A 25,484-nucleotide genomic window follows, 5' to 3' on the forward strand; every position below is an offset into this window, starting at 1 on the left:
TCTCATGCGCCCCACCTTCATCAACGTCGGCGAGCGGACGAACGTCACCGGCTCGGCGAAATTCCGCAAGCTCGTGGCGGAGGGGAACTATCCCGAGGCGCTGAGCGTCGCGCGCCAGCAGGTCGAGGCGGGCGCACAGGTCATCGACGTCAACATGGACGAGGGCCTGCTCGACTCCGAGGCGGCCATGCGGACGTTCCTGAACCTGGTCGCCGCCGAGCCCGACATCGCCCGCGTGCCGGTGATGATCGACTCCTCGAAGTGGGAGGTCATCGAGGCCGGCCTGAAGTGCGTCCAGGGCAAGGCCATCGTGAACTCGATCAGCCTGAAGGAGGGCGAGGCCAAGTTCCTGGAGCAGGCGCGCGCGTGCCTGCGCTACGGCGCCGCCGTGGTGGTGATGGCCTTCGACGAGGTGGGCCAGGCCGACACCGCCGACCGCAAGGTCGAGATCTGCAAGCGGGCCTACGATCTCCTGGTGGAGAAGGTGGGTTTCCCGCCCGAGGACATCATCTTCGACCCCAACATCTTCGCCGTCGCTACGGGGATCGAGGAGCACGACAACTACGCGGTCGACTTCATCGAGGCGACGCGGCGGATCAAGACGCAGTGTCCGTACGCGCGGATCTCGGGCGGCGTGTCGAACGTCAGCTTCTCGTTCCGCGGCAACGAGCCGGTTCGGCGCGCGATCCACTCGGTGTTCCTGTACCACGCGATCGCCGCGGGCATGGACATGGGCATCGTCAACGCCGGCGACCTGCCGGTCTACGACGACATCCCCGCCGAGCTGCGGGAGGCGGTGGAGGACGTGATCCTGAACCGTCCGCAGCGCCTGCCCGACGTCAGCAACACCGAGCGGCTGGTCGAGCTGGCCCCCAAGTACAAGGGCGGCAAGTCCGAGGCCAAGGGGCCCGACCTGACCTGGCGCGAGCAGCCGGTGGCGGGGCGGCTCAGCCACGCCCTGGTGCACGGCATCACCGAGTTCATCGAGGCCGACACCGAAGAGGCGCGCCAGGCGGCCGAGCGCCCGCTGCACGTCATCGAAGGCCCGCTGATGGACGGGATGAACGTCGTCGGCGACCTGTTCGGCGCGGGCAAGATGTTCCTGCCGCAGGTGGTGAAGTCGGCGCGGGTGATGAAGCAGGCCGTGGCCTACCTGATGCCCTTCATGGAGGCCGAGAAGGAGGGCAAGCCGCGCGAGCAGGCGGGCCGCATCCTGATGGCGACCGTCAAGGGCGACGTCCACGACATCGGCAAGAACATCGTGGGCGTGGTCCTGCAGTGCAACAACTACGAGGTCATCGACCTGGGCGTGATGGTCCCGGCCGACCGGATCCTCGACGAGGCCGAGAAGCACAAGGTCGACATCGTCGGCCTCTCGGGCCTGATCACGCCCAGCCTGGACGAGATGGTGTTCGTGGCCTCCGAGATGGAGCGCCGGGGCATGACCATGCCGCTGCTGATCGGCGGCGCGACGACCTCGAAGACCCACACGGCGGTGAAGATCTCGCCGCGGTATCCGTCGGGGTCGACCACCTATGTGCTGGACGCCAGCCGGGCGGTGGGCGTGGTCTCGAACCTGCTGTCGCCCACCGAGAAGACGCGGTTCCTCGCCGACACCGCCGCCGACTACGAGAAGGTGCGCGAGCAGTTCGCGCGCGGCCAGGGCGCCCGCGCCCGGGCGACGATCCAGGAGGCGCGGGACAACGCCTACACGCCGGACTGGAGCGCCTATTCCGCGCCGAAGCCGGCCTTCCTGGGGACGCGGACCTTCGCGCCCTACGACCTGGGCGAGCTGGTGCGCCACATCGACTGGACGCCCTTCTTCGCGAGCTGGGAGCTGGTGGGCCGCTTCCCGGCGATCCTGGAGGACGACGTGGTGGGCAAGGCCGCCAGCGACCTCTACGCCGATGCGCGCCGGATGCTGGACCGTATCGTCCAGGAGGGCCTGCTGGAGGCGCGCGGCGTGGTGGGCTTCTGGCCGGCGAACGCCGACGGGGACGACGTGGTGGTGTACGCCGACGAGGGCCGCAGCACCGAGCTCGCCCGGCTGCACACGCTGCGCCAGCAGATGCTGAAGTCGGGCGACCAGCGCAACGTGGCGCTCTCCGACTTCGTCGCCCCGGTGGGGACGCGGCCCGACTGGATCGGCGGCTTCGCGGTCACCGCCGGCCATGGCGAGCTGGCCCAGGCCAAGGCGTTCAAGGACGCGGGCGACGACTATTCGGCCATCCTGTTCACGGCGCTGGCCGACCGCCTGGCCGAGGCCTTCGCCGAGGCGCTGCACCGGCGCGTGCGCACCGAACTCTGGGGCTATGCGCCGGACGAGCCGTTCGACATCGACGCCCTGGTGGCCGAGCAGTACCGCGGCATCCGCCCGGCGCCCGGCTATCCGGCCCAGCCCGACCACACCGAGAAGGCCACGCTGTTCCGCCTGCTGGACGCCACCTCGGCCACGGGGATCGAGCTGACCGAGAGCTTCGCCATGAACCCGCCCGCGGCGGTGAGCGGCCTCTACTTCGCCCATCCCGAAGCGCACTACTTCGGCGTCGGGCGGATCGAGAAGGACCAGGTCGCCGACTACGCCCGCCGCAAGGGCTGGGACCTGGCCACGGCCGAGCGCTGGCTGGCTCCGATCCTCAACTATGAGCCGGCCTGATGGAGCCAGCATCGCGCAACAGGCTGGCGGGCCGGGCGATCATCATCGTGCTGGGGCTGCTGCTGGCGGCCTACGTGGCGGCGACGTTCCTCCGGTAGCCCGCCGACGGCCCGCGCGATCCGCCGCTCAGGGGACGGCGTCGGCGGGAAGCGGCTGGACGACGACCCTGGCCGCGCCTTCGGTCTTCATGCCGAGGCGCTCGGCGGCCTTGGGCGTGACGTCGATGATCCGGTTCTTCGCATAGGGCCCGCGGTCGTTGACCTCCACGACGACCGAGCGGCCCGTCTCGGTGTTGGTCACCCTGGCGTCCGTGCCCAGCGGCAGCGACCGGCTGGCGGCGGTCATGGCCTCGGGCTTCAGCGGCTCGCCGCTGGCCGTCGGCCGCCCGGCGAGTTCGGACGCGTAGTAGGAGGCCTCGCCCACCTGCACGGGGCCGGGCGCCGCGGCGTCGGCCGCGCGCGCCGGCTCCGGTCCGCTCTCCGTTCCGCTCGGGGCCGACGTCTGCCCGCAGGCGGCGATCGCGAGGGCCAGCGGCAGCGCGGCGAGGGCCGTGAGGCGGGGCATGGAGCCCCAACGCGCCAGCCGGCCGGACGATCCGCGTTCCGCGAAACGCCACGAGGGGCCTCCCGCCGCGGCCTCGGATGAGGCAGGATCATGCCGAGGAGGACGCGCGATGCCCCAGCTCACCCACCTTCCGGCCGATGCGCCGGCCGACGACGTCTTCGCCGTTCTGGCGCGCGACGGGGCCCTGATCCTGGACGACGCGCTGCCTGCCGCCGCCGTGGACGCGCTGGTGGCCGAGCTGAAGCCGTACGTGGACGCGACGCCGCCGGGCCGGGACAGCTTCACCGGGGCGCGCACGACGCGCACCGGGGCGCTGGTGGCGCGTTCGCCCCGCATCCGGCCGCTGGTGATGGACCCTCGGATCCTGGCGCAGTGCGACGCCCTGCTGAAGCCGAACTGCCACCGCTATCACCTGCACCTGGCGCAGCTGATCCGGATCATGCCGGGCCAGCCGGGACAGGCGATCCACCGCGACCGCTGGGCGTGGGGCCAGCACCTGCCGCTGGCCATCGAGCCGCAGCTCAACACCATCTGGGCCCTGACCGACTTCACCGAGGCGAACGGGGCGACCCAGGTGTGCCCGGGCTCGCAGGTCTGGCCGGACGACCGCGTGGCGGCCCCGGAGGAGATCGGGCGCGCGACGATGCGCAAGGGATCGGTGCTGGTCTACACCGGCACCGTGTTCCACGCGGGCGGCGCGAACGTCCTGGACGATCCGGGCGACGGCGGCGGCGACCGCTGGGGCCTGAACATCACCTATTCGCTGGGCTGGCTGCGTCAGGAGGAGAACATGTACCTCTCGTGCCCGCCGCAGGTCGCCGCGGGGCTGGAGCCCGAGCTGGCGGCCCTGGTCGGCTACGCGATGAGCAACTACGCCCTGGGCTACTACACCCCGCCGCTGCCGCCGGGCGAAGGCCCCGAGACCGTGCCGCCGGAGTACGCGCTGGGCGGCGCGCAGGCGGACGCCGAGGGCAGCCTGGGCGGGGCCGAGCTGCTGGACGCGGTGCGCGCGGCGGCGCGGAAGCGGCGCGAGGCCGCCGAGGCCCTGAAGCCGCCGGCTACGGCCTGACGTCGCCCAGGCCGGCGTCGGTCAGGGGGAAGGGGGCGCCCGGCCGGAAGAGCACGATCGGGCGGACCTCGTAGGCGGCGCTGGGATTGGCGGCCTTCAGGTCGCGGGCGAGCTCGGCGGCGGCCGGGAGGCTCTCGGCCTCGACGACGTAGAAGCCCAGCAGGGCCTCCTTGGTCTCCGCGAAGGGGCCGTCCGTGACGAAGCCGCGCCCTTGCCCCCGAACGGTGGCGGCGCGCGTGGTCGCGCCCAGGCGGGCGGCCGGCCCCAGGGTCCCGGCGGCCGTCCACCGGCCGTGGACGGCCTCGAGGTCCGCCATCAGGGCGTTGTCGGCCGCCTCGTCCATCGCCTGGACGACGTGTTCCTCATGGTAGGCCAGCAGCGCGTAGAGCATCGGGCTCCCTTCTCATGCGTCCCGGAGGACGCACGATGGACCCCGATTCCCGACAAATGCGCGGCGGAAAGGTCCTACTTGCCCTGGCCGGTCCAGAGGCTGACGCCGCCGAGGACGACCATGAAGGTGACGAACATCGCGACGATGCCGCCGATGATGGGAACGACTTCCGTCGGCATGGGGCTCTCCTTCTGCTTCGGCGGAAGGACTAGCGGCGGGCGCGGCCCCGCGAATTGATCATGGTCAAGCTTGCCCGCCCGCCCGCTCAGCGGACGCGGTACTCGCGGCTGACCTGCAGGTCGTAGGTCTGGGCCACCCAGTTCGGCACGTCCTCGTCCAGGTCCAGCGCGGCGCCCCGGTCACGGCGGCTGGCGCCCTCGTCGCCGCGCAGGGCGTGGCTGAGGCTTCGCCCGTAGAGGGCGGTGGCGTTCTTCGGATCGGCGGCGAGCACGCGCGCGAACTCGGCGTCGGATTCGGCCCTTCGCCCGATCTTGAGCAGGATGTACGCCCGGTCGAGCCGCGTGGCGTGGTCGTCGGGGCGCAGCGTCAGCGCATGCGCGCAGTCGGCGGGCGTGCGGCTCCGCCACCGGTTGCGCACGCCGGCCGCGCAGAGCCAGGCCCAGGCGTCGGCGTCGCGCCGGTCGGCCTCGGCGCGGGCCGCCACGGCCTCGGGCAGGGCCTGCACCTCGCGCTGGGCCTGCCGCCAGGTGGCGACGATCCGACCCTTCGCCTGCTCGCACAGGACCGGGACCTCGTAGTCGCCGGGGTCGGCGGGACGGCCGCCGGGGTAGCCGTTGGTCGCGGTCTTCAGCCGGCCTTCGGCGTCGAACGCGCCGATGCGTCCCTCGTAGATGCGCCGCGCGCCGCAATCGACGCTCTCGCGGCGGGTCAGCAGCGCCGAGCCCTCGACGCCGTCCGGCTTGCGGCCCACCTTCAGGACCGTGGCCGACACGGCCCCGTCGGCGGTCCGGCGGACGTCATCGAGCGAGACGTAGACGGCTTCCTGCATGGTGGAGCTGACGAGTTGCAGGCGACCGGCCGGAAGGGTCGGGACGATCCGGGCCGCCGCCTCGGCCTCCCGGCGGGCGCGCTCGACGTCCTTCATGATCCAGAGGGCGCCGCCCGCGAGGGCCGCGACGGCCAGGCCGCCGAAGACGAACAGCGGCGTGCGGTTCGCCGCCTTGCGGCGTGAGGTGGTCATGGCGCAAACACCCCCCAGGTTGCGTCCCGGCGCCTGACGCGCCTTCCGCGTGGAGGATAACGGGCGGGTGAAGGGCGCGTCCACGCCGACGTCGCGGACGGAATGGTTGCCCTCCGCAGGGGCGCCGCCGGATAATGCGCGCTGCAGCAGTGGGAGCCTTGGCGTTGCGCGACGGGATCGAACAAGCGGCCTGGGAAAGCCACAGACCGAAGCTGACCTATCCGTTCGAACACGCGCCCAAGCTGGGCGAGGCGGTGGACATCGCCCCGGGCGTGAAGTGGCTGCGGATGCCGCTGGGCGGCGCGCTGGCCTGGATCAACGTCTGGGCGATCGAGGACCACTTCGCCGACGGGCGTCCCGGCTGGGCGATCGCCGACACGGGCATCAGCGGGCTCGAGACCCGCAACGCGTGGCGGTCGGCGCTCAAGGGGCCGCTGGAGGGCCGGCCGGTGACCCGGGTGTTCGTGACCCACATGCACCCGGACCATATCGGCATGTCCGGCTACCTCACGCGCAAGTTCGACGCGCGGCTGTGGATCACGCGGCTGGAGTACATCACCTGCCGCTCGCTGGCGGCGGACACGGGGCGCGAGGCCCCCGAGGACGCCATCCGCTTCTTCCGGGCGGCGGGCTGGGACGAGGAGGCGCTGGAGAACTACCGCGCAAAGTTCGGCGGCTTCGGCCGGGGGCTCTACGCGCTGCCCGACAGCTTCCACCGGCTGAACGACGGCGACGAGATCCGCATCGGCGACCACCTCTGGCGCGTGGTGGTGGGCTCGGGCCACAGTCCCGAGCACGCCTGCCTCTACTGTCCCGACCTCAAGCTGATGATCTCGGGCGACCAGGTGCTGCCGAAGATCTCCTCGAACGTGTCGGTCTTCCCCACCGAGCCGGACGGCGACCCTCTGACCGACTGGCTGACCTCGCTGAAGCGGATCAAGAGCCAGGTGCCGGACGACGTGCTGGTGCTGCCGGCGCACAACGACCCGTTCCGCGGCCTGCACGCGCGGATCGACCACTTGGTGGGCGGCCACGAGCGGGGGCTGACGCGCCTGCTCGACCTGCTGAAGGAGCCGAAGCGGGCCGTCGACGTCTTCCACGTCCTGTTCCGCCGACGGATCGACGAATATCTGCTGGGCATGGCCACGGGCGAGAGCCTGGCTCACCTCAACTGCCTGATGAGCCGCGGCCAGGTCGTGCGCGAGCGCGACGCGTCCGGCGTGGACTGGTACCGCGCGGCGGCCTGAGCCACTTTCGGGTCACGCCCGGCTCCGTCGTTCCGGCCCTCCGCGCTCCGGCGAGCGCTGCGCCCGTGATGACCCGGACCTGCCGGATGTTGGCTTGGGGGGCGCGGGTCGCTAGCGTGCGCGGCCACGCTTCCGGGAGGACCGCCATGACCGAACATGTGATCGTCGACAAGTCCGGCGGCGTGCTGACGCTCACGCTGAACCGGCCCGACAAGAAGAACGCGCTGACGGGCGAGATGTACGCGGCGCTGGGGGACGCGATCGACGCGTCCGGCGACGACCCGTCGGTGCGCTGCATCCTGATCCAGGCGAACGGCGACATGTTCACCGCCGGCAACGACCTCGGCGCCTTCGCGGCCGTGAACTCGGGCGAGACGCCGGCGGGCGAGCGGCGCGGCGGCAGCGCGCTGATCATGGCGCTGGCCCGGGCGAAGACGCCGATCGTCGCCGCCGTGAACGGCCGCGCGGTGGGCGTGGGCACGACCATGCTGCTGCACTGCGACCTGGTGTTCCTGGCCGAGGACGCGCTGCTGACGACGCCGTTCGTGAACCTGGCGCTGGTGCCCGAGGCGGCCTCGTCGATGCTGCTGCCCACGCGGATCGGGCACGCGCGGGCGTTCTCGATGTTCGTGCTGGGCGAGGCGGTGGACGCGCGCAAGGCCGAGGCCTGGGGGATCGCCAATGCGGTGGTTCCCGCGGCCGAGCTGCGGGCGCGGGCCCGGGCCGCCGCCGACGCCATCGCCGCCAAGCCGCCGGCCTCGGTGGCCATCACCAAGGCGCTGATGCGGGACGCCCAGGCCTACCTGGACCGCATCCAGGAGGAGGGCGGCCACTTCACCAACCAGCTGAAGAGCCCGGAGGCCCGCGAGGCCTTTGCCGCCTTCCGCGAGAAGCGCGCGCCTGACTTCGGCAAGGTCTCCTGACGTGGCCGACGCGTCCGGCGCGAGGCCGGCGGTGAAGGTGCGGGTCGCCACCGTGGCCGACACGCCGCTGATCCTGCAGTTCATCCGCGATCTGGCCGAGTACGAGCGGCTGCTGCACGAGGTGGAGGCCACCGAGGCCGACATCCGCCGGGACCTGTTCGGGGAGAACCCGCGGTGCTTCTGCGACATCGCCGAGCATCAGGGCCAGGCGGTGGGCTTCGCGCTGTGGTTCTACAACTACTCGACATTCCGGGGCCGGGCCGGGATCTACCTGGAAGACCTGTTCGTGCGGCCCGAGGCCCGCGGCGTCGGCGCCGGCAAGGCGCTCCTGCGCCGCCTGGCGCAGCGCTGCATGGAGGCCGACCTGGGGCGGCTGGAATGGGCGGTGCTGAACTGGAACGCGCCCTCGATCGCCTTCTACGATTCGCTGGGCGCGGGCGCGATGACCGACTGGACCGTGCGCCGGCTGGACGGCGCGGCGCTCGAGCGCCTGGCGGCCTCGTGAGCGCGCCCCCGAAGACCGTCATCCACGCCTCCCGCGAGGAGGCCGAGGCCATCCGGCAGGCCGTGCGGACCGCCGACGTGGCGGCGCTGCCGGGCCGGCGCGAGCGGGCCGAGATGAAGCACGTGCCGGGCCTGGTGGCCCTGCTCGCGGACGAGCGCGTGTCGGGCTGGATCTACGACCTGCCGAAGCCCGTGACGCCGGAGAGCGTCACCCGCTGGGTGGCGGAGAACCAGGCGCGCATGCAGGCCGGCGAGGCGCTGCTGATCGTCAACCTGGACGAGGCCGGGCAGGTGGCGGGCTACTCGCACGTGGCCGTGTGGCCCGAGCACGCCTCGGCGGAACTGGCGGGCGGCGTGCGGGCCGACCTGCAGAACAGCGGCACGGGCAGCGCGGGCATGGCGCGGATGTTCGGGTGGATCTTCGAGACGCTGGGCGTGCGGCTGATGTGCCTGACGGCGGCGCTGGACAACCTGCGCGTCCAGAAGGGCATCGACGCGGCCGGCTTCGTCCGGATGGGCGAGCGCGACGCCGTGCGGCCCGACGGCACGATCCGCCGCTCGGTCTACTGGGAGATGACCCGCGACCAGTGGCGCCGGCGCCACGTGCTCTGAAGAGCGACCCGCCAGGCCGCTAGGGCGGCGGCCCGAACGCGCGGCCGAAGTGGATCAGGGCCTGTTCGATCGCGGCGCGGTGGGTCTGGCTGCGCGGGACGCCGACCGCGCAGAGGTCCCTGACCGCCGCCTCTCCGGCGGGCGTGCAGCGGGACAGGAAGTCGTAGTGGCCGACGCCGGGGAGGACCTTCAGGCGGGCGCCGGGGATCATCCGCGCGGCGTAGCTGCCGTTGGTGTTCGGCGGCGCGACCTCGTCGGCGTCGCCCACCACGATGGCGACGGGAATGCGCAGGCTCTGCAGGCTGGGCTGGTCGAGCGCCTGGACGATCGCGGGCGCCATGGCGAAGGCGGCGCGGACCTCGGGCACGCTCAGGTCGCCGGCGGCGCGCTCCACGGCCGCCTTCGCTTCGGGGCTTTCGAGGAAGGCCACGGCCTGGTCGATCGTGAGGGTCGGAAGCTCCTTCTGCGGCCTGCAGACGCCGTCGCTGGGCCGCTCCCGGCAGAAGGCCTTGAAACGCGAGACGTCCACCCGCGCGCCGGCGGCGACGAGGCTGGTGAAGCCGCCGGCGGAAAAGCCCGCGACGCCCACCTTCGCCAGGTCGAGGCGGCGGCCGAGCTCCGGGTCCTGGCGGACGCGGGCGAGCGCCGTGGCGAGGTCGCCCGGCCGCTCCCAGAAGAGGGCCGCCCCGGCGACGGTCATCGGATCGACGCCATTGTTGCCGGGGTGGTCGACGGCGATGACGATGTACCCCTGCGCGGCCATAACCGTCCCGAACCAGCCCATCATCCGCGCGGCGCCGCCGAACCCGTGCGAGAACAGGATCACAGGCCGCCGGCGGTCGTCGGCGAAGCCCGCGTTCGGGGCCGCTTCTCCCACGTAGAACAGCGGGTTCTCCGGGGGGCCGATGAGGATGTCCTCCTCGGGCGTCAGGTCGTTCGCCGGATACCAGACGGTGATGCGGAGGGCGTCCCTGTGCTGCGCGTCGCGCAGCGGCGCTGTCGGCTGGGTCGTCTGGAAGTGGCGCTCGCCCACCGGGTAGGCGAGGGCGGCCGTCGCCCACAGGGAGGCCAGCACGGCCAGCAGAATCGTCCTCATCGCGCCCTCCGCACGCCCTGGAGTAGCCGAGCGGAATCCCGCCGTCACGGGCGGGGCTAGGCGGCCCAGGCGGCGGCGAAGCGCCGTAGGAGCGCCATGGCGGCGCTGTCGGCGAGGCCGGGGGCGGCGGTCAGGCGGATGAGCATGTGCCCCTTCGGGCGGCGGCCGCGGGCGGGGAGCCCCTCGTCCTCGAGCCGGACGAGACCGCGCTCGGCGGCCTTGCGGTCGATCCAGACGCTGCGCGGACCGAGCGGGGTCTCCAGCGTGATGCGCCCACCCTTCTTCAGGGTGGCGGCCGACACCTTGGCGGTGAGCCAGAGGTCGTCGCCGCGGACCAGCACGCCGTCGTGGGCGCGGATGTAGACGCAGAGCTCGGCGCCGCCGGCCAGCACCTTGTCGCCCGATCGCAGGCCCGGCGGCAGGCTGATGCGGATGATCCGTCCGTCCGGGAAGCGATGGTCCACGTCGCCGCCTTCCAGGGCGAGCCTGGGGCAGATCTCGAGGTCGGGGTCCGGGGTGGGCCGCGGTCGGACGGGTGGGGCGGTGAAGGTCTCGGGATTCTGCAGGCGCTGGTAGGCGTCGACCACCTGGCGGAAGGCTCCGGCGTCGCCGCCGGCGTCGGGATGGGCGCGTCGGGCGGCCTCGCGGAAGGCCTGCCGCACCTCCGCCGGCGTCGCGGCGGAGGTCACGCCCAGCACCTCGCGGGCGTCCCTCATCGACATCTCGGGCATCGGCCGAGTCATGAGCGGCGAGATTAAGGTGAACGACCTCAACGCTCCGTTAAGGCGGGTTAAGCGCTCGCAAGGGGCTTGCGCCTCGCGCTATAGGGCGAGCGTGACCGACAAGACGCTCATCCCGCCGTCGCCCAGCGAGGACGACTATGTCCGGCAGGTGACCGCCGCCGAACCGCCGCCGCTGCTCAGCGAAGCGGACCCCCTCGCGCTCTTCCAGGAGTGGTTCGCCGAGGCGCTCCAGAAGGAGCCGAACGACGCCAACGCCATGGCGCTGGCGACCGCCGACGCCGATGGCCTGCCCGACGTGCGGATGGTCCTGCTGAAGGACGTCGATCCGGCGGGCTTCGTCTTCTACACCAACCTGGGCAGCGCCAAGGGCCAGGAGCTGGCCGCCAATCCGCAGGCGGCGCTGCTGTTCCACTGGAAGTCGCTGCGCCGGCAGGTGCGGGTGCGCGGGGCCGTCTCGCGGACCACCGACGCCGAGGCCGACGCCTATTTCGCCACGCGGGCGCGGCCGGCCCAGCTGGGCGCCTGGGCCTCGGACCAGTCGCGGACGCTGCCCGACCGGCTGGCGCTGGAGAAGCGGATCGCCGAGGTGGGCCTGCGCTTCGGCCTGGGCAAGGTCCCGCGGCCGCCGCACTGGTCGGGGTTCCGGGTGGAGCCGCAGACGATCGAGTTCTGGCGCGACCGGCCGTTCCGGCTGCACGAGCGGCTGGTGTTCGACAGGGCCGAAGGCGGCTGGACCACGCGCCGACTGTTCCCTTGAGCGCCTTCGACGCCCCGACCGGGCTGGAAGCCGAGCTGATGGCCTGGTTCGCCGGGCGCACGCAGCGGACCATCGACACGGCCTGCGCCCACGTGTTCCTGGCCCCCGACGCGGCCTGGAAGATCAAGCGCCACGCCGACCTGGGGTACGCCGACTTCTCGACGCCCGAACGGCGCAAGTGGGCGCTGGACCGCGAGCTGGAGTTCAACCGGGCCACTGCGCCGGACATCTATCGCGCCGTGCGCCGGGTCACTCGCGAGCCGGGCGGAGGCTTCGCCATCGACGGCGCCGGCGAGACCGTCGAGCACGTGCTGGAGATGCGCCGGTTCGACGAGCGCGGGGTGCTCTCGGCCAAGCCCGAGGCGGTTGACGGCGACCTCGCGGAAGGGCTCGGCCGGACCATCGCCGGCTTCCACGCCGCCGCGCCCCTGCGGCCCGCGGGCGGGCTCACGGCGCTCTCGTTCACCGTCGGCTCGAACGCGCAGCTGCTGCGCGAGACCTGCCCGAACCTGGACCAGGCCCGGGTCGAGGTGATGGTCGAGGCGACCGAGGCTGCGCTGGAGGCGCAGGCGGCGCTGCTGGCCCACCGCGCGGCGACCGGCTTCTCCCGCCGCTGCCACGGCGACCTGCACCTCGGGAACATCCTGCTGGAGAACGGCCGGCCGGTGCTGTTCGACTGCATCGAGTTCAACGACCTGCTGTCGGACCTGGACGTCCTGTACGACCTGGCCTTCCTGCTGATGGACCTGGATTTCCGCGACCGTCGCGACGCGGCGGTGCGGGCGCTCTCGGGCTACCTCGACGAGGCGGCGCGCAGCTTCCCCGCCGAGATCTGGGACGGCCTGGCGGCCCTGCCGCTGATGCTGTCGGTGCGGGCCGGGGTCCGGGCGCACGTGATGGCGCATTCGAACGACGCGGCGACGGGCCGCGCCTATGTGGAGGCGGCCATCGCCCACCTGTCGCCGCCGCCGCCGGTGCTCGCCGCGGTGGGCGGCCTGTCGGGGTCGGGCAAGTCGAGGTTCGCCCGCGCGATCGCGCCGGCGCTGGGCGCGTCCCCGGGCGCGGTGATCCTGCGGACCGACGAGGTGAGGAAGCGTCTTGCGGGCGTGGCGCCCACGGATCGGCTGCCGCCGGAGGCCTACGCGCCCGAGCACTACGCCCGCACCTACGACACCCTGTTCGAGAGCGCCCGCGCCCTGCTCAGGGCCGGCCGCGCCGTGGTGCTGGACGCGACCTTCCTGGACCCGGCGCTGCGGGCCCGCGCCGAGGCGCTGGCCTCCGCATGCGGCGTCCCGTTCCGCCCGGCCTGGCTGGACGCCCCCTTGGCGGTGCTGGAGGCGCGGGTGGCGGGCCGCGAGGGCGACGCCTCGGACGCCACGGTCGAGGTGCTGCACGACCAGGCGGCGCGGCTGGCCGCGCAGGATCTCGCCTGGCCGCGCGTGAACACCGATGCGGAGAAGGGCGCCGCCGCGCGGGCGTGGCTCGCGGGCTGACCCGGCGGCGCGTCGGCGCCGGGTTGGTGGTCGAGGCCGCGTCCGCGCCGCGGAGCGCAGGGCCGTTGCGGAACGCGCATCCGCTCACTAAGCGTGCTCAGTAACTTACGAACGATAAGTCGGGAGACGCTTGCATGTTGGGCCTGATGCAGAACTGGCCGATGACCGTCGATCGGATCCTCGATCACGCCAAGGCCTGGCACGGGGACCGCGAGATCGTCAGCCGGTCCGTCGAGGGGCCGATCGTGCGCAGCAACTGGGCCGAGGTGCACGCCCGCGCCAAGCGGCTGTCGAACGCGCTGAAGGGCCTGGGCGTGCAGGTCGGCGACCGGATCGGCACCCTGGCCTGGAACACCGGACGGCACATCGAAGCCTGGTACGGGATCATGGGCATCGGGGCCGTCTGCCACACGCTCAATCCGCGGCTCTTCGCCGAGCAGCTCTGCTACATCATCAACCACGCCGAAGACCGGATCATCTTCACCGACCTGACCTTCGTGCCGATCCTGGCCGAGAACCGGGCCAAGATGCCGTGCGTGGAGCACATCGTGGTGATGACCGACCGCGAGGGCATGAAGGGCGTGAACCTGCCGGGCGCGCTGTGCTTCGAGGACCTGGTCGACGGCGCGTCGGCCGACTGCGCGTGGGGCGGCTTCGACGAGAACACCGCCTCCAGCCTCTGCTACACCTCGGGCACGACGGGCAACCCGAAGGGCGTCCTTTATTCGCACCGGTCGAACTTCCTGCACACGCTGGTCACGCTGGGCGTCGACGTCATGGGGCTCTCGGCGCGCGACACGGTGCTGCCGGTCGTGCCGATGTTCCACGCCAACGCCTGGGGCCTGGCGTTCTCGTGCGCCGCGGCGGGCTGCAAGATGGTGATGCCCGGGCAGAAGCTGGACGGCCCGTCGGTGCACGAACTGCTGGAAAGCGAGGGCGTGACGTTCTCGGCGGCCGTGCCCACCGTCTGGCTGGGCCTGCTGCAGCACCTGCGCGCCACCGGCGGCAAGCTCTCCACGCTGAAGCGCGTGGTGATCGGCGGCTCGGCGGTTCCGGAGGCGATCGTCCGCGGCTTCCGCGACGAGCACGGGGTGGACGTGACCCACGCCTGGGGCATGACCGAGATGTCGCCGCTGGGCACGCTCTCGGCGCCCAACGCCAAGGTCGCGGCCATGAGCGCCGAGGACCAGCTCCGCTACAAGCTGAAGCAGGGCCGCCCGCCGGTGGGCGTGGACATGAAGCTCGAGGACGACGCGGGCAAGCGCATCGCGCACGACGGCGCCACGTTCGGCCGGCTGATGGTGAAGGGCCCCTTCATCGTCGGCAGCTACTTCAAGGGCGAAGGCGGCCAGATCCTCGACGACGAGGGCTTCTTCGACACCGGCGACGTCGCCACCATCGACGGCGACGGCTACATGCAGATCACGGACCGGGCCAAGGACGTCATCAAGTCCGGCGGCGAGTGGATCTCGACCATCGAGATCGAGAACATCGCGGTGGGCCACCCCACGGCGGCCAACGCCGCGGTGATCGGCGCCTATCATCCCAAGTGGGACGAGCGGCCCGTGCTGCTGGTGCAGCTGAAGCCGGGCGAGACCGCCACCAAGGACGACTATCTGAAGTTCCTGGAGGGCAAGATCGCCAAGTGGTGGACCCCCGACGACGTGGTCTTCGTCGAGAACATCCCGCTGGGCGCGACCGGCAAGATCGACAAGAAGCTGATCCGCGAACAGATGAAGGACTACGTCCTGCCGACCGCGCAGGTGGCGGAAAAGGCCTAGCGCCGACCTGCGTGGGCATCTGGATCCCGGCCTTCGCCGGGAGGGGCGGGGCTCCAGGATGATCCGACTGACCGAGGCCACGACCGAAGAGCACGGGGAGGTCATCGCGCTGACCAACCGTGCGTATCGCCAGGCCGAGGGCCAGACCGGCTGGAAGGTGGAGTCGCTGGTGGCGGGCCAGCGGATCGACGCCTCGCTCCTCGCCGAGGATCTCGCCGCGCCCGGCGCGGTGCTGCTGGTGGCCCGCGACGGCGCGGGCGCACGGGTGGGGCACGTGCGGCTGGACGATCACGGCGACGGCGTCTGGTACCTGTCGATGCTGACGGTGGACCCCGCGCGGCAGGACGGCGGCCTGGGGCGCGAGATCCTGGGCGCGGCCGAGGCCTGGGCGACGGCCCGCGGCGGCGCGCGCATGCAGATGTCGGTGCTGCGTCAGCGCGACGAGCTGATCGCCTGGTACGGCCGCCGCGGCTACGCGCCGTCGGGCGAGGAAAAGCCGTTCCCTTACGGCGACGCCCGTTTCGGGTGGCCCACGCGCGATGACCTCAAGTTCCTGGTGCTGGAGAAGGCGCTGGCGCGGAGGGCCGCGCCGTGAGGGTGGCGAGGTGGACCGCCTTCGCGCTGCTCGCGCTCGCGGCGCTGGCGGCGGCCGCGGCCGGGTGGGTCCGATTCTCCATCGTCGAGCGGCAGGTGGCCTTCCGCAGCGGGGATCTGGTCCTTCGCGGCACGCTGCTGACGCCGCGCTTCGGACACCCGTCGCCCGGCGTGGTGCTGGTCCACGGGTCCGGTCAGACCAGCCGCAAGTCGATGCTGCCCTATGCGTGGGTCCTGGCGAGTCACGGCTATGCGGCCCTCGCCTACGACAAGCGCGGGGTCGGCGGGTCGGACGGTGCAGCGGACGCCTGGGACAGGTTCAGCTTCGACGACCTGGCCGGCGACGCGGCGGCCGCATTCCGGTTCGTGCAGTCGCAGGACGGCGTCGATCCGCGACGCGTCGGCTACCTCGGCGCGAGCCAGGGCGCCTGGGTGGTCTCCGAGGCCGCGAGCCGGGGGGACCCGCCGGCGTTCCTGATCATGATCTCCGCTTCGGTGGCGACGCTGGCGGAGGACCGGCTTGATGGGCGCCGCGCCATGGTCCGCCACCTGGGCTTCACGGACGCGGACGCGGGGCGGGCCGTGGGGCTGCTGCGCCTCGACCACGAGGTGACCCGGACGGGCCGGGGATACGAGGCGCTGGCCGCGGCCGTCGAGTCCGAGCGCTCGGCGCCCTGGTTCACCGCCGTCTATCCCGAGGGCCGGGCGCGCCCCCCGGAAGATCCGCATCGGCTCTGGGAACGCACCGTGCTCGACTTCGACCCCAGGCCCAGGCTGGCGCGGCTGGACGCGCCGGTGCTGTGGATCTACGGCGACCCCCGGCTGGACAGGAACGCGCCGGTTCCCTTGAGCCTTTCGCGGCTGCGGGCGCTCAAGGCCGCGGGCAAGCCCTACGAGATCATCCAGATCCCGGGCGTCGGCCACACCCTCGAACTGGACGGCGAGGGGCCTGTCGCAACGATCGTGAAAGTGCGCATTCCACTCGTGCGCCGAATCTTCGGCTGGCTAGATTCGCTCGCGACCACCCCCTAGGCGGCCGGAGCCCCTGCCCACCGATGCGGCCCTCGTCGGCTTGGCGCCGACCTTTGCTCTTCAGGGAGGCGAGGCCGCAGCAAGCTCCCGGGGGATAAAGGCGGGGTGCGCGAATCCCGCGCACGCCCCACCCGCCACCAGCACGTCGACCCGCCGGGCCGGACCTGAACGCTGGCGCAATAGTTGCCTCTCAGGCGTGCGCGTCCGCGGCAATTTCCCCCATTGGGAGAACTGAATTCTGCGAACGTTGATCGCGAAGTAAGCTCGGATTGGGGTGAGACAGGGGGTAATCCAGTGAAGTTCAAGGCTTTGGCCATCGCCGCGGGGCTCGCGGCGATCTCGTCCGCGGCGCAGGCGGCCGACTATCTGCCGTTCGGCGTGCAGAACAACGTGAACGAATCCACCGTCGTCGGCGGCGGCTGGAGCGAATGCTATTCAGAGGCCTACGGCGCCAACGGCACGTCGATCGGCTCGATCCTCGGCGGGTGCTCGGCCGGCTCGCGGCTGATGCTGGCCGGTCGCGCCACGGGCAGCGATACGCTGTTGGTCCTGGCCCAGGCGGCCACGTCCGACGTGACGTTCAACACGGGCGGCAGCAACACCACGCACAACGCCAACGGCGTGGAGTGGTACTTCAGCGACAACTACTCCTGGGGCTTCGCGCCGGGTGGCTCGTCCGTCTCGCTCAACAGCTGCGACATCCAGCACAGCACCTCGTTCGGCACCGGTCCGACCGTGAACCAGCGCCTGTGCTGGCACACCGGCGGCGGCGCCATGAACGGCGGCTGGCGGATCGGCGCCATCGACTTCCTCAACAGCTCGAGCGACTACGAGAAGGTGATCTTCACCTACACGGGCGACGGTGGCGGGGTGGTCCCCGAGCCGGCGACCTGGGCGCTGATGATCGGCGGTTTCGGCCTGGCCGGCGCCTCGCTGCGGCGGCGCCGGGCCGTCGCGGCCTGACGGCCGGCGACAACCGAGACTATGAGACGCCGGCCCTTGCGGGCCGGCGTTTTCATTTGGCGAGGCGGTAAACGCTGTCGGGCCCGGGCGCGCCGTCAGCCGCCAGGACGCCCGCGCGCACCAGGTGGATCATGCCGGCCAGCATCGAGCGGGCGGCCGCCGGGTGCAGGCGCGAATCGACATCGGCGTAGAGGCGCGGAACGAGCTCGTTGATGCGAGCCGGGCCCGCCGCAAGCGCGGTCGTGAGCTGGTCCAGGCGCTCCTGACGATGGTCGGCATAGGCCTGGATGAAGGCGTCCACGTCTCGGATCGGCGGGCCGTGGGTGGGCCACATGACGTCGAACCTCCGGCGGCGGATGTCCGCGAGGCTCGCCAGATAGTCGGTCATGTCCCCGTCGGGCGGCGTGATGACCGTCGTCGACCAGCCCATGATGTGGTCGCCGGTGAAGCAGGCGTTCTCTTCGCGCAGGGCGAAACAGATGTGGTTGGAGGTGTGGCCCGGGGTGGCGATGGCCTCCATCGTCCAGCCGGGGCCCTCGATGACCTGGCCGCCCCCGCAGAGGCTGACGTCGGGCGAGAAGGCGAGGTCGTGGCCGGCCTCCATCTTCACGCCCCCGTCGTCGACGTCGTGGGCCGCCACCGCGCAGCCGTAGACCGGCGCGCCGGTGCGGGCCTTCAGCGGCCCGGCCAGGGGCGAGTGGTCGGAATGGTGGTGGGTGATGAGGATGTGGCTGACCGTCTCGCCCTCCACCGCCTTCAGGATGGCCTCGAGATGCGCCGGGTCGTCTGGGCCCGGGTCGATCACCGCGACCTGGCCCTTGCCCACGATGTACGTGCCGGTGCCCCGAAAGGTGAACGGGCCGGGGTTGTTCGCCGTGACGCGCCGGATCAGCGGCGAGACCTGGTCGCAGCGGCCGTACTCGATGTCGATCTCGCGGACGTAGGGGATGCTCATCCGCCCAGGACCCCGGAGAGGTCGTAGCCGGCGTCGCGCCCCAGGCGCACCAGTTCGTCGCGGGGACGGGCGCCGGACTGCGCCTGGACCAGCGACCAGGTGACGATCGAGCGCGTGCCCGAGCGGCAGAAAGCGAGCACCGGCCGTTCCGCCGTCTCGAGGATGCGGCCGACGGTGTCGACCTGCTGCGGGGTCGGGCCGCCGACCACCGGAACGTGGAAGTAGGCGAGCCCGGTGGCCTTGGCGGCGGCCTCGATCTCGGCGCTGGCGGGCTGGCCGGGCGCCTCGCCGTCGGGGCGGTTGTTGATGATCGTGCGGAAGCCCAGCCGGGCGGCCTCGTCGACGTCGGCGACGCTGATCTGGGGGGCGGTGGTGAAGTCGTCGGTGACGCGTCGGAAGTCGCTCATGCGGATGGCCTTACCGGAGAACAGGGGTTCGTTGACATCATCGGGGGTGGGTGGAAGTTTCGCAACGTCCGGGCCGCGTGGCCCTTCCGGGGTAAGGCTTCTCGAGCGCCATGCTGCGATACATCGGCCGGCGGCTCCTCGTGGCGATCCCGACGCTGTTCCTGGTGATCACGGCCGCCTTCTTCATGATGCGCGCCGCCCCCGGCAGTCCCTTCGATTCCGACCGCAAGCTGCTGCCCGAGATCGAGGCGAACGTGCTGGCGCAGTACGGCATGAACAAGCCGCTGGGCGAGCAGTACCTGGACTACCTGGCCGGCGTCGCGCGCGGCGACCTGGGTCCTTCGCTGAAGTACCGCGACAAGAGCGTCCTCGACATCCTGAAGGAGAACTACGAGCCCTCGCTGAAGCTGGGGGTAGCGGCGATCACCCTGGCCTCGATCATCGGGATCAGCCTGGGCGTCATCGCGGCGCTGCGGCAGAACCGGACGGCGGACAACCTGGTGATGGCGGTGGCGATCCTGGGCGTCTGCATCCCCACCTTCGTGACCGCGCCGCTGCTGGTGCTGGCCCTGGCGTCGAAGCTGGGGTGGTTCCCCACGGCGGGCTGGAACGACGGGGCGCTGGCGAACCTGGTCCTGCCGGTCACCGTGCTGGCGCTGCCGCAGATCGCCATCATTTCGCGGCTCACGCGGGCCGGGATGATCGAGGTGCTGAGCGCGAACTACATCCGCACCGCGCGCGCCAAGGGCCTGCCCGAGAGCCTGATCGTCCGCAAGCACGCGCTGCGGGCGGCGATCCTGCCGCTCGTGAGCTACCTGGGTCCGGCGTGCGCCGGGCTGATCACCGGCTCGCTGGTGGTGGAGAAGATCTTCAACCTGCCGGGCCTCGGGAAGTTCTTCGTCATCAGCGCCCTGCAGCGGGACTACACGGTCGTGATGGGCATGGTCATCTTCTACGCCGCCCTGATCCTGGTCCTGAACCTCGTCGCCGATCTGCTCTACGCGGCCCTGGACCCGCGGGTGAGGCTGGCATGAGGCCTTCGCTCCCTCCAACTGGGATGTCCGAGGACCGCGCGTGGAGAGGTCCTTCCGTCGCGGATAGCCCCCCTCCACCGCCTTCGGCGGTCCCCCTCCCCCTGCGGGGGAGGACTGGGGAAGTTATAGCGCCGACCCGGATCGTGGCCGACCATCGCCTTGGTCCTCCCCTGCAAGGGGAGGGGGACCCTGCGCAGCAGGGTGGAGGGGTCGCTGGCGCGGTGGGTCACCCCCCTCCACCGCCTTCGGCGGTCCCCCTCCCCCTGCGGGGGAGGACTGGGGATGTTTTGGGGCCGACCCGGATCGTGGCCGACCATCGCTCTGGTCCTCCCCTGCAAGGGGAGGGGGACCCTGCGCAGCAGGGTGGAGGGGTCGCTGGCTCCGCGGATAGACCCCCTCCACCGCCTTCGGCGGTCCCCCTCCCCCTGCGGGGGAGGACCTGGGGAAATCCGGCGCCGACCCGGATCGTGGCCGACCATCGCCTTGGTCCTCCCCTGCAAGGGGAGGGGGACCCTGCGCAGCAGGGTGGAGGGGTCTTGAGCGCCGCGGGCAGCCCCCCTCCACCACCTTCGGCGGTCCCCCTCCCCTTGCGGGGGAGGACTGTGGAGGGCGGCTCGACCGGCCGGCCGATGGGGTCTTCGGCGCGCCGCGCCGGGGCGGGAGCTTCAGCGTGACGGCGTCGGTGACCGCGCCGGCCATCAAGGGCCGCAGCCTCTGGGACGACGCGCGCCGGCGGCTCTTCCGCAACCGGGCGGCGGTCGCGAGCATGGTTGTGCTGGCCCTGCTGGTGCTGGCCGCCGCGGTCGGGCCGGCCCTGACGCCCTTCACCTACGACCAGGTGAACAAGGAGGACGTCTGGCTGCCGCCGCTGACGAACGGCCACCTGCTGGGCACCGACGCCCTGGGCCGCGACCTCTTGGCGCGGCTGCTGACAGGGCTGAGGGTGTCGCTGGCTATCGGCGCCGTGGCCACCCTGGTCTCGCTGGTCATCGGCGTCGCCTGGGGCGCGACCGCCGGCTACGTCGGCGGCAAGGTGGACGAGGTCATGATGCGGGCGGTGGACGTCCTCTATTCGCTGCCCTTCATCTTCTTCGTCATCCTGCTGATGGTGACCTTCGGGTCGAACATCGTGCTGATTTTCGTGGCCATCGGCGCGGTCGAGTGGCTGACCATGAGCCGCATCGTGCGCGGCCAGACCCTGACGCTGAAGCACAAGGAGTTCATCGAGGCCGCCCGCGCCGCCGGTCTTGGCCGGACGGCGATCGTTGCGCGGCATATCGTCCCGAACCTGCTGGGACCGGTGGTCGTCTACGTGACCTTGACCATTCCCGCGGTCATCCTCGCCGAGAGCTTCCTGAGCTTCCTCGGCTTGGGCGTGCAGCCGCCGATGGCGTCGCTGGGCGTCCTGATCGCGGGGGGCGCCTCGGACATGGAGCTCGCGCCCTGGCTGCTGGTGTTCCCGTCCCTGGTGATGATCGTGACGCTCATGTGCTTCAACTTCATCGGCGACGGATTGCGCGACGCCATCGATCCCAAGGACAGGTGAGCACCGCGCTCTGGCCGATCCGCCGGCCTATTCGGTGCGGCGGGCCCGGAACGCTCGCATGTCTCCCACCGACATGAAGAAGCTGCCCAGCGAGGCGCGGCGGATCTTGACCGGCATGCCGGACCTCGGCGACGGCCAGAGCTCGTTGCTGTCGATCTGCGTCCAGACGGCGCCGTCCTCGAGCTGGACAATCCACTTGCCCAGGCTGTTCTGACGGGCGGCCCGGACGACGCCGGTGACGTTCTCGAGTTCCTCCTTGGACACGCCCTTCTCGAAGATCGAGATGGATGGGAGGGTCAGGCCGAAGGCCTGCCGGCGAACCCTGCGGGCCTGTTCGCGATCCACGACGACGATGTCGCCCTTGGCCTCGGCCTGGTCCAGCGCGGCCGCGGTGTCGTCGTAGCAGGCCAGGCGGGCCGCGGTGTCGGCGATCTTGCGGCAGTCGACCAGCTTCTGGACGATGGCTGCCCGCGCCTCCGGCTGAGGCTGGGCGTTCGCGGACGCGCAGGCCGCGGCGAGAGCCAGACCGAACGTGGCCGCGAGCAACCTTCTCATCGGCAAATCCCCGAAGACGCGATGCCCTCACATACGCGAGGCCTGCCTCGGGGCGCAACGCCGCCGCCGAACACCGGCTTTCGGGAAAGGGTCACGATATGCCGCCCGGCGCCAGGAGTGTGACATGACGGTTACATGCGGCGCTCATAGCAAAGCGTCACCATTGCGGACGAATTGACGCAGATGACGATGAGGGAGTGGAGGGTTCGTCAGAGCACCATTCAGTTCACAACAAACTTAGGCGCGACGAATGAAAATCTCTCGGCAGTCTCTGCTAACCTCTACTATGGCGACTGCGGTCATCTCCGCCGTTTCGGCGACCCCGGTTCTTGCCCAGGACGCCGTTGATGTTGGCGAGATCGTGGTGACGGGCTCGCGCATCGCGCGTCCCAACCTCGACGCGCCCACGCCGGTTTCGGTGATCGACACCCGCACCATCGAGGCCCGCGGCGCCATCAACACGGGCGACGTGATCCGCACACTGCCGGCCGCGGGCGTGTCGTCGATCACCCCGACCAACTCCGGCTTCCAGACCGCCGCCAACGGCATCACGACCGTGGACCTGCGCAACCTGGGCGAGGACCGCACCCTGGTGCTGGTGAACGGCCGCCGCTTCGTGGCCGGGCTGGTCGGCACGCAGGTGGTCGACTTCAACACCATCCCCACCGAGCTGGTGGATCGCGTGGACGTGGTCACCGGCGGCGCCTCGGCGACCTACGGCTCGGACGCGCTGGCGGGCGTCGTCAACATCATCACCAAGCGCAACATCGATGGCGTGATCGTCGCGGGCCAGTACGGCCTCTCCGAGCGCGAGGACGACGAGCGGATCAAGGTGTCGGTCACCGCCGGCAAGACGTTCGCCGACGGCAAGGGTTCGATCACAGCGTCGCTCGGCTACAACCAGATCGGCTCGATCTACGCCAAGGACCGCAAGGACCAGGGTCTCGACCTCGACGCGGTGGACGACTACGACGGCGACCCCGCGAACTACAAGCTGATCCACAGCCAGACGGCGGGCCTGTTCTCGTCCTACACGCCGACGGGGGTGTTCGAGCTGCCGCGCGAGGGCGCGTCGAGCCTGCTGCGCACCTATGACGTCTCGGGGACGCTGGTCCCCTACAGCGGCGCCCTGGGCTTCAACCGCCAGGGTTCGCGCCTGCTGCAGGTGCCGCTCAAGCAGTGGAACTTCGCCACCTACGGCTCGTACGAGTTCAACGAGAAGGCCCGCCTGTTCACCGAGGTGAACTTCGTCTCCTCGAAGCTGACCTCGAACATCGAGGCGACGCCGCTGGGGTCGGACCAGATCTACGGCGCCTTCGCCTTCTGCGACACCGGCGTCTGTCAGAGCGGCGTGCCGATCCTGTCGGCCGTGGTGCCGGAGGCCGTGCGCAAAGCCGCGCGCGCCGCCAATCCGGGCGTCAGCGACGACAACCTGGTGGTGGGCTTCCGCCGCCGACTGACCGAAGTGGGCGACCGCGGCAACGACATCGACCGCCAGACCTTCCGCTTCGTGGCCGGCATCGAGGGCGACATCAACCCGTCCCACCACTACGAGCTGTCGATCAACTACGGCCGTACCGACGACGAGCAGACGTCCTCGGGCGACATCGACGCGGTGCGGTTCCGCAACGCGCTGGACGCGGTGGTGGTGAACGGCTCGGCGGTGTGCCGCAACCCCGCCGCCCGGGCCGCCGGCTGCGTGCCCATCAACATCTTCGGCGCGGGCTCGATCACCCCGCAGGCGGCCGACTACGTGCGCGTGCCGACCAGCCGCGACGCGTTCGTCGAGCAGCTCGTGGTCAACGGCTTCCTGCGCGGCGACCTGTTCGAGCTTCCCGCCGGCACGGTGGGCTACGCCGCCGGCGCCGAATACCGCCGCGAGCGTGCGGCGGACGTCCCCGATCTGCTCACCCAGACCGGCCAGACCTCGGGCAACGCGACGCCGCCCACCCGCGGCCGGTTCGACGTGACCGAGCTGTTCGGCGAGCTGCGCGTGCCCATCCTGGCCGACCTGCCGTTCGTCCAGTCGCTCGACCTGAACCTGGCGGGCCGGTACTCGAACTACTCGACCGTCGGCGTGACCGAGGCGTGGGCCGCTTCGGTGGAGTACCAGCCGGCCTCGTGGCTGAAGCTGCGCGGCCAGTTCGCGCGGGCGGTGCGGGCGCCGAACATCTCGGAGCTCTACTCGCCGGCCTCGCAGGACTTCCCGACCGTGAACGACCCCTGCGCGGGCGTCACGCGGACGGCGGGTGGCCAGGCGGCCTTCTTCAACACCCGCACCAACATCGGCGACCCCTCGGCGGTGCTGGGCAGCGGCGTCAACGCGGCGACGGTCGGCAACGCCGTCGCGACCGCCTGCCTCGCCGACCCGGCGGTGGCGGCCCGCGTCGCGCGCGACGGCGGCTTTGCGCTGACCCAGATCGAGCAGCAGGGCGTCACCGGCTTCGACGGCGGCAACGCGAACCTTCGCGCCGAGAAGGGCGACAGCTACACCGTCGGGCTGCTCATCAACCCGAAGGGCATGGGCTTCCTCGACAACCTGTCGCTGTCGGTCGACTACTACGTCATCAAGATCAAGGACCGCATCGCGACCATCAGCGAGGACAAGCTGCTGACGGGCTGCTACGGGCCGGCCGGCTTCAACACGGGCAACGCGTTCTGTTCAGCCGTCGGCCGCTTCGGATCCGGTCCCTCCGTGGGCGCGCTGAACTTCGTCAACCAGGTGAACGACAACTTCGCCGAGACGGACACGCGCGGCTGGGACGTGCAGGTGAGCTATCGCCAGGACCTCAACGACCTGGGCTTCCTCGACGGCCTCTACGGCGGCGAGAAGGGCGCCCTCACGATGAGCCTGGCCTACGGCTACCTCGAGAAGCTGCAGACCACGCCGTTCAAGGGCGCCGATCGCGCGGACTTCATCTACGACGCCGGAACGGTGGGGGCGCCGACCAACGAGTGGACGCTGGACCTCCTCTACCGGCGCGGTCCGCTGCAGCTGGCCTGGAACACCCAGTTCATCGGCGACGTGGTGGTCACCAAGGACGTCAACGACTTCTACTACAACGTCCCGCTGAGCTCGAAGACGTTCCACAACGCCCAGGTCCGCTACGATGTAACGGAGAAGGCCAGCATCTACGCCGGCGTGGACAACATCTTCGACAACTACCAGTTCGTCGGCGGCACCTCGGGCCTCGTGCCCGGCCAGACGACTGGATGGACGACCTATCCCGACGTCTATGACGCCGTGGGCCGGCGGTTCTACGCCGGGGCCCGCATGCGATTCTAAAGGTCAGGATTCGGGGCGGCGCGGACAGGCGCCGCCCCGAGCGACCCGTCCCCGCAGTTCACGATCCTTGACGAA

23 protein-coding genes are annotated in these 25,484 nt (G+C 71.2%); 15 read left to right on the forward strand and 8 right to left on the reverse strand.

What is annotated here, in order from left to right; translation table 11 throughout:
* Positions 1–4: 4 nt before the first annotated feature.
* The gene (metH, locus tag AC2D8W_RS07100) at positions 5–2,656 is read left to right on the forward strand and encodes a methionine synthase (RefSeq protein WP_484670946.1); all 2,652 of its coding nucleotides are present in this window, start codon (positions 5–7) and stop codon (positions 2,654–2,656) included.
* Positions 2,657–2,782: 126 nt separating this feature from the next.
* On the opposite strand, the gene AC2D8W_RS07105 is transcribed toward metH, so the two are convergent.
* On the reverse strand, positions 2,783–3,220 hold the full coding sequence (locus tag AC2D8W_RS07105; RefSeq protein WP_484670947.1) for a septal ring lytic transglycosylase RlpA family protein: 438 nt from the start codon (positions 3,218–3,220) through the stop codon (positions 2,783–2,785).
* A gap of 109 nt (positions 3,221–3,329) precedes the next feature.
* Between AC2D8W_RS07105 and AC2D8W_RS07110 the strand changes: the two genes are divergently transcribed.
* The gene (locus AC2D8W_RS07110) at positions 3,330–4,289 is read left to right on the forward strand and encodes a phytanoyl-CoA dioxygenase family protein (protein ID WP_484670948.1); all 960 of its coding nucleotides are present in this window, start codon (positions 3,330–3,332) and stop codon (positions 4,287–4,289) included.
* Here the strand turns inward: AC2D8W_RS07110 and AC2D8W_RS07115 are convergent.
* Both AC2D8W_RS07115 and AC2D8W_RS07120 read right to left on the reverse strand, forming a co-directional pair.
* Positions 4,279–4,680 carry a YciI family protein gene (locus tag AC2D8W_RS07115; RefSeq protein ID WP_484670949.1) on the reverse strand — a complete coding sequence of 134 codons (402 nt, stop codon included), beginning with the start codon at positions 4,678–4,680 and terminating at the stop codon, positions 4,279–4,281. The genes AC2D8W_RS07110 and AC2D8W_RS07115 overlap by 11 nt on opposite strands.
* 265 nt (positions 4,681–4,945) lie before the next feature.
* Positions 4,946–5,881 (reverse strand): tetratricopeptide repeat protein, encoded by a 936-nt coding sequence (locus AC2D8W_RS07120; RefSeq protein ID WP_484670950.1) that lies wholly within the window; start codon positions 5,879–5,881, stop codon positions 4,946–4,948.
* A 164-nt stretch (positions 5,882–6,045) separates the two neighbouring features.
* Here AC2D8W_RS07120 and AC2D8W_RS07125 point away from each other — a divergent pair, with 164 nt between their 5' ends.
* The 4 genes from AC2D8W_RS07125 (at position 6,046) to AC2D8W_RS07140 (ending at position 9,167) form a co-directional block, all read left to right on the forward strand.
* A complete protein-coding gene (locus AC2D8W_RS07125; protein ID WP_484670951.1) occupies positions 6,046–7,128 on the forward strand; it encodes an MBL fold metallo-hydrolase in 1,083 nt (360 codons plus the stop codon).
* Positions 7,129–7,274: 146 nt separating this feature from the next.
* Positions 7,275–8,051 carry an enoyl-CoA hydratase-related protein gene (locus AC2D8W_RS07130; RefSeq protein ID WP_293481702.1) on the forward strand — a complete coding sequence of 259 codons (777 nt, stop codon included), beginning with the start codon at positions 7,275–7,277 and terminating at the stop codon, positions 8,049–8,051.
* 1 nt (position 8,052) lies between these two features.
* Entirely contained in the window at positions 8,053–8,556 is a 504-nt protein-coding gene (locus AC2D8W_RS07135) for a GNAT family N-acetyltransferase (RefSeq protein ID WP_293481704.1), read from the forward strand.
* Entirely contained in the window at positions 8,553–9,167 is a 615-nt protein-coding gene (locus tag AC2D8W_RS07140; protein WP_293481706.1) for a GNAT family N-acetyltransferase, read from the forward strand. The genes AC2D8W_RS07135 and AC2D8W_RS07140 overlap by 4 nt, the downstream gene beginning before the upstream one ends.
* 19 nt (positions 9,168–9,186) lie before the next feature.
* Here AC2D8W_RS07140 and AC2D8W_RS07145 read toward each other — a convergent pair whose 3' ends face one another.
* Positions 9,187–10,263, reverse strand: a complete 1,077-nt coding sequence (locus tag AC2D8W_RS07145) for an alpha/beta hydrolase family protein (RefSeq protein ID WP_484670952.1) — start codon at positions 10,261–10,263, stop codon at positions 9,187–9,189.
* Between the two features lie 56 nt (positions 10,264–10,319).
* Complete coding sequence (locus AC2D8W_RS07150) at positions 10,320–11,006, reverse strand: DnaJ domain-containing protein (protein ID WP_484670953.1); 687 nt, start codon at positions 11,004–11,006, stop codon at positions 10,320–10,322.
* Positions 11,007–11,097: 91 nt separating this feature from the next.
* Here AC2D8W_RS07150 and pdxH point away from each other — a divergent pair, with 91 nt between their 5' ends.
* From pdxH to AC2D8W_RS07180, 6 genes are all read left to right on the forward strand, one after another.
* Positions 11,098–11,763 (forward strand): pyridoxamine 5'-phosphate oxidase, encoded by a 666-nt coding sequence (gene pdxH / locus AC2D8W_RS07155; protein ID WP_484670954.1) that lies wholly within the window; start codon positions 11,098–11,100, stop codon positions 11,761–11,763.
* Positions 11,760–13,256 carry a bifunctional aminoglycoside phosphotransferase/ATP-binding protein gene (locus AC2D8W_RS07160; RefSeq protein WP_484670955.1) on the forward strand — a complete coding sequence of 499 codons (1,497 nt, stop codon included), beginning with the start codon at positions 11,760–11,762 and terminating at the stop codon, positions 13,254–13,256. The genes pdxH and AC2D8W_RS07160 overlap by 4 nt, the downstream gene beginning before the upstream one ends.
* A 134-nt stretch (positions 13,257–13,390) precedes the next feature.
* Positions 13,391–15,037, forward strand: a complete 1,647-nt coding sequence (locus tag AC2D8W_RS07165; protein WP_484670956.1) for a long-chain-fatty-acid--CoA ligase — start codon at positions 13,391–13,393, stop codon at positions 15,035–15,037.
* 58 nt (positions 15,038–15,095) lie between these two features.
* The gene (locus AC2D8W_RS07170; protein ID WP_484670957.1) at positions 15,096–15,632 is read left to right on the forward strand and encodes a GNAT family N-acetyltransferase; all 537 of its coding nucleotides are present in this window, start codon (positions 15,096–15,098) and stop codon (positions 15,630–15,632) included.
* Positions 15,629–16,663, forward strand: a complete 1,035-nt coding sequence (locus tag AC2D8W_RS07175; RefSeq protein WP_484670958.1) for an alpha/beta hydrolase family protein — start codon at positions 15,629–15,631, stop codon at positions 16,661–16,663. Before AC2D8W_RS07170 ends, AC2D8W_RS07175 begins: the two co-directional genes overlap by 4 nt.
* A gap of 294 nt (positions 16,664–16,957) precedes the next feature.
* Positions 16,958–17,626, forward strand: coding sequence for a PEPxxWA-CTERM sorting domain-containing protein (locus AC2D8W_RS07180; RefSeq protein ID WP_484670959.1), 669 nt, complete (start codon positions 16,958–16,960; stop codon positions 17,624–17,626).
* A 52-nt stretch (positions 17,627–17,678) separates the two neighbouring features.
* On the opposite strand, the gene AC2D8W_RS07185 is transcribed toward AC2D8W_RS07180, so the two are convergent.
* Positions 17,679–18,581, reverse strand: a complete 903-nt coding sequence (locus AC2D8W_RS07185; RefSeq protein WP_484670960.1) for an MBL fold metallo-hydrolase — start codon at positions 18,579–18,581, stop codon at positions 17,679–17,681.
* Positions 18,578–18,988 carry a protein tyrosine phosphatase family protein gene (locus AC2D8W_RS07190; protein ID WP_484670961.1) on the reverse strand — a complete coding sequence of 137 codons (411 nt, stop codon included), beginning with the start codon at positions 18,986–18,988 and terminating at the stop codon, positions 18,578–18,580. Before AC2D8W_RS07190 ends, AC2D8W_RS07185 begins: the two co-directional genes overlap by 4 nt.
* Positions 18,989–19,098: 110 nt before the next feature.
* Here AC2D8W_RS07190 and AC2D8W_RS07195 point away from each other — a divergent pair, with 110 nt between their 5' ends.
* The gene (locus AC2D8W_RS07195; protein ID WP_484670962.1) at positions 19,099–20,022 is read left to right on the forward strand and encodes an ABC transporter permease; all 924 of its coding nucleotides are present in this window, start codon (positions 19,099–19,101) and stop codon (positions 20,020–20,022) included.
* Between the two features lie 670 nt (positions 20,023–20,692).
* The gene (locus AC2D8W_RS07200) at positions 20,693–21,568 is read left to right on the forward strand and encodes an ABC transporter permease subunit (RefSeq protein ID WP_484670963.1); all 876 of its coding nucleotides are present in this window, start codon (positions 20,693–20,695) and stop codon (positions 21,566–21,568) included.
* Positions 21,569–21,595: 27 nt separating this feature from the next.
* On the opposite strand, the gene AC2D8W_RS07205 is transcribed toward AC2D8W_RS07200, so the two are convergent.
* Entirely contained in the window at positions 21,596–22,123 is a 528-nt protein-coding gene (locus tag AC2D8W_RS07205) for a hypothetical protein (protein ID WP_484670964.1), read from the reverse strand.
* Positions 22,124–22,409: 286 nt separating this feature from the next.
* Here AC2D8W_RS07205 and AC2D8W_RS07210 point away from each other — a divergent pair, with 286 nt between their 5' ends.
* Positions 22,410–25,409, forward strand: coding sequence for a TonB-dependent receptor plug domain-containing protein (locus AC2D8W_RS07210; RefSeq protein WP_484670965.1), 3,000 nt, complete (start codon positions 22,410–22,412; stop codon positions 25,407–25,409).
* Positions 25,410–25,484: the final 75 nt, after the last annotated feature.

The organism is Phenylobacterium sp. T106 (assembly GCF_057219735.1).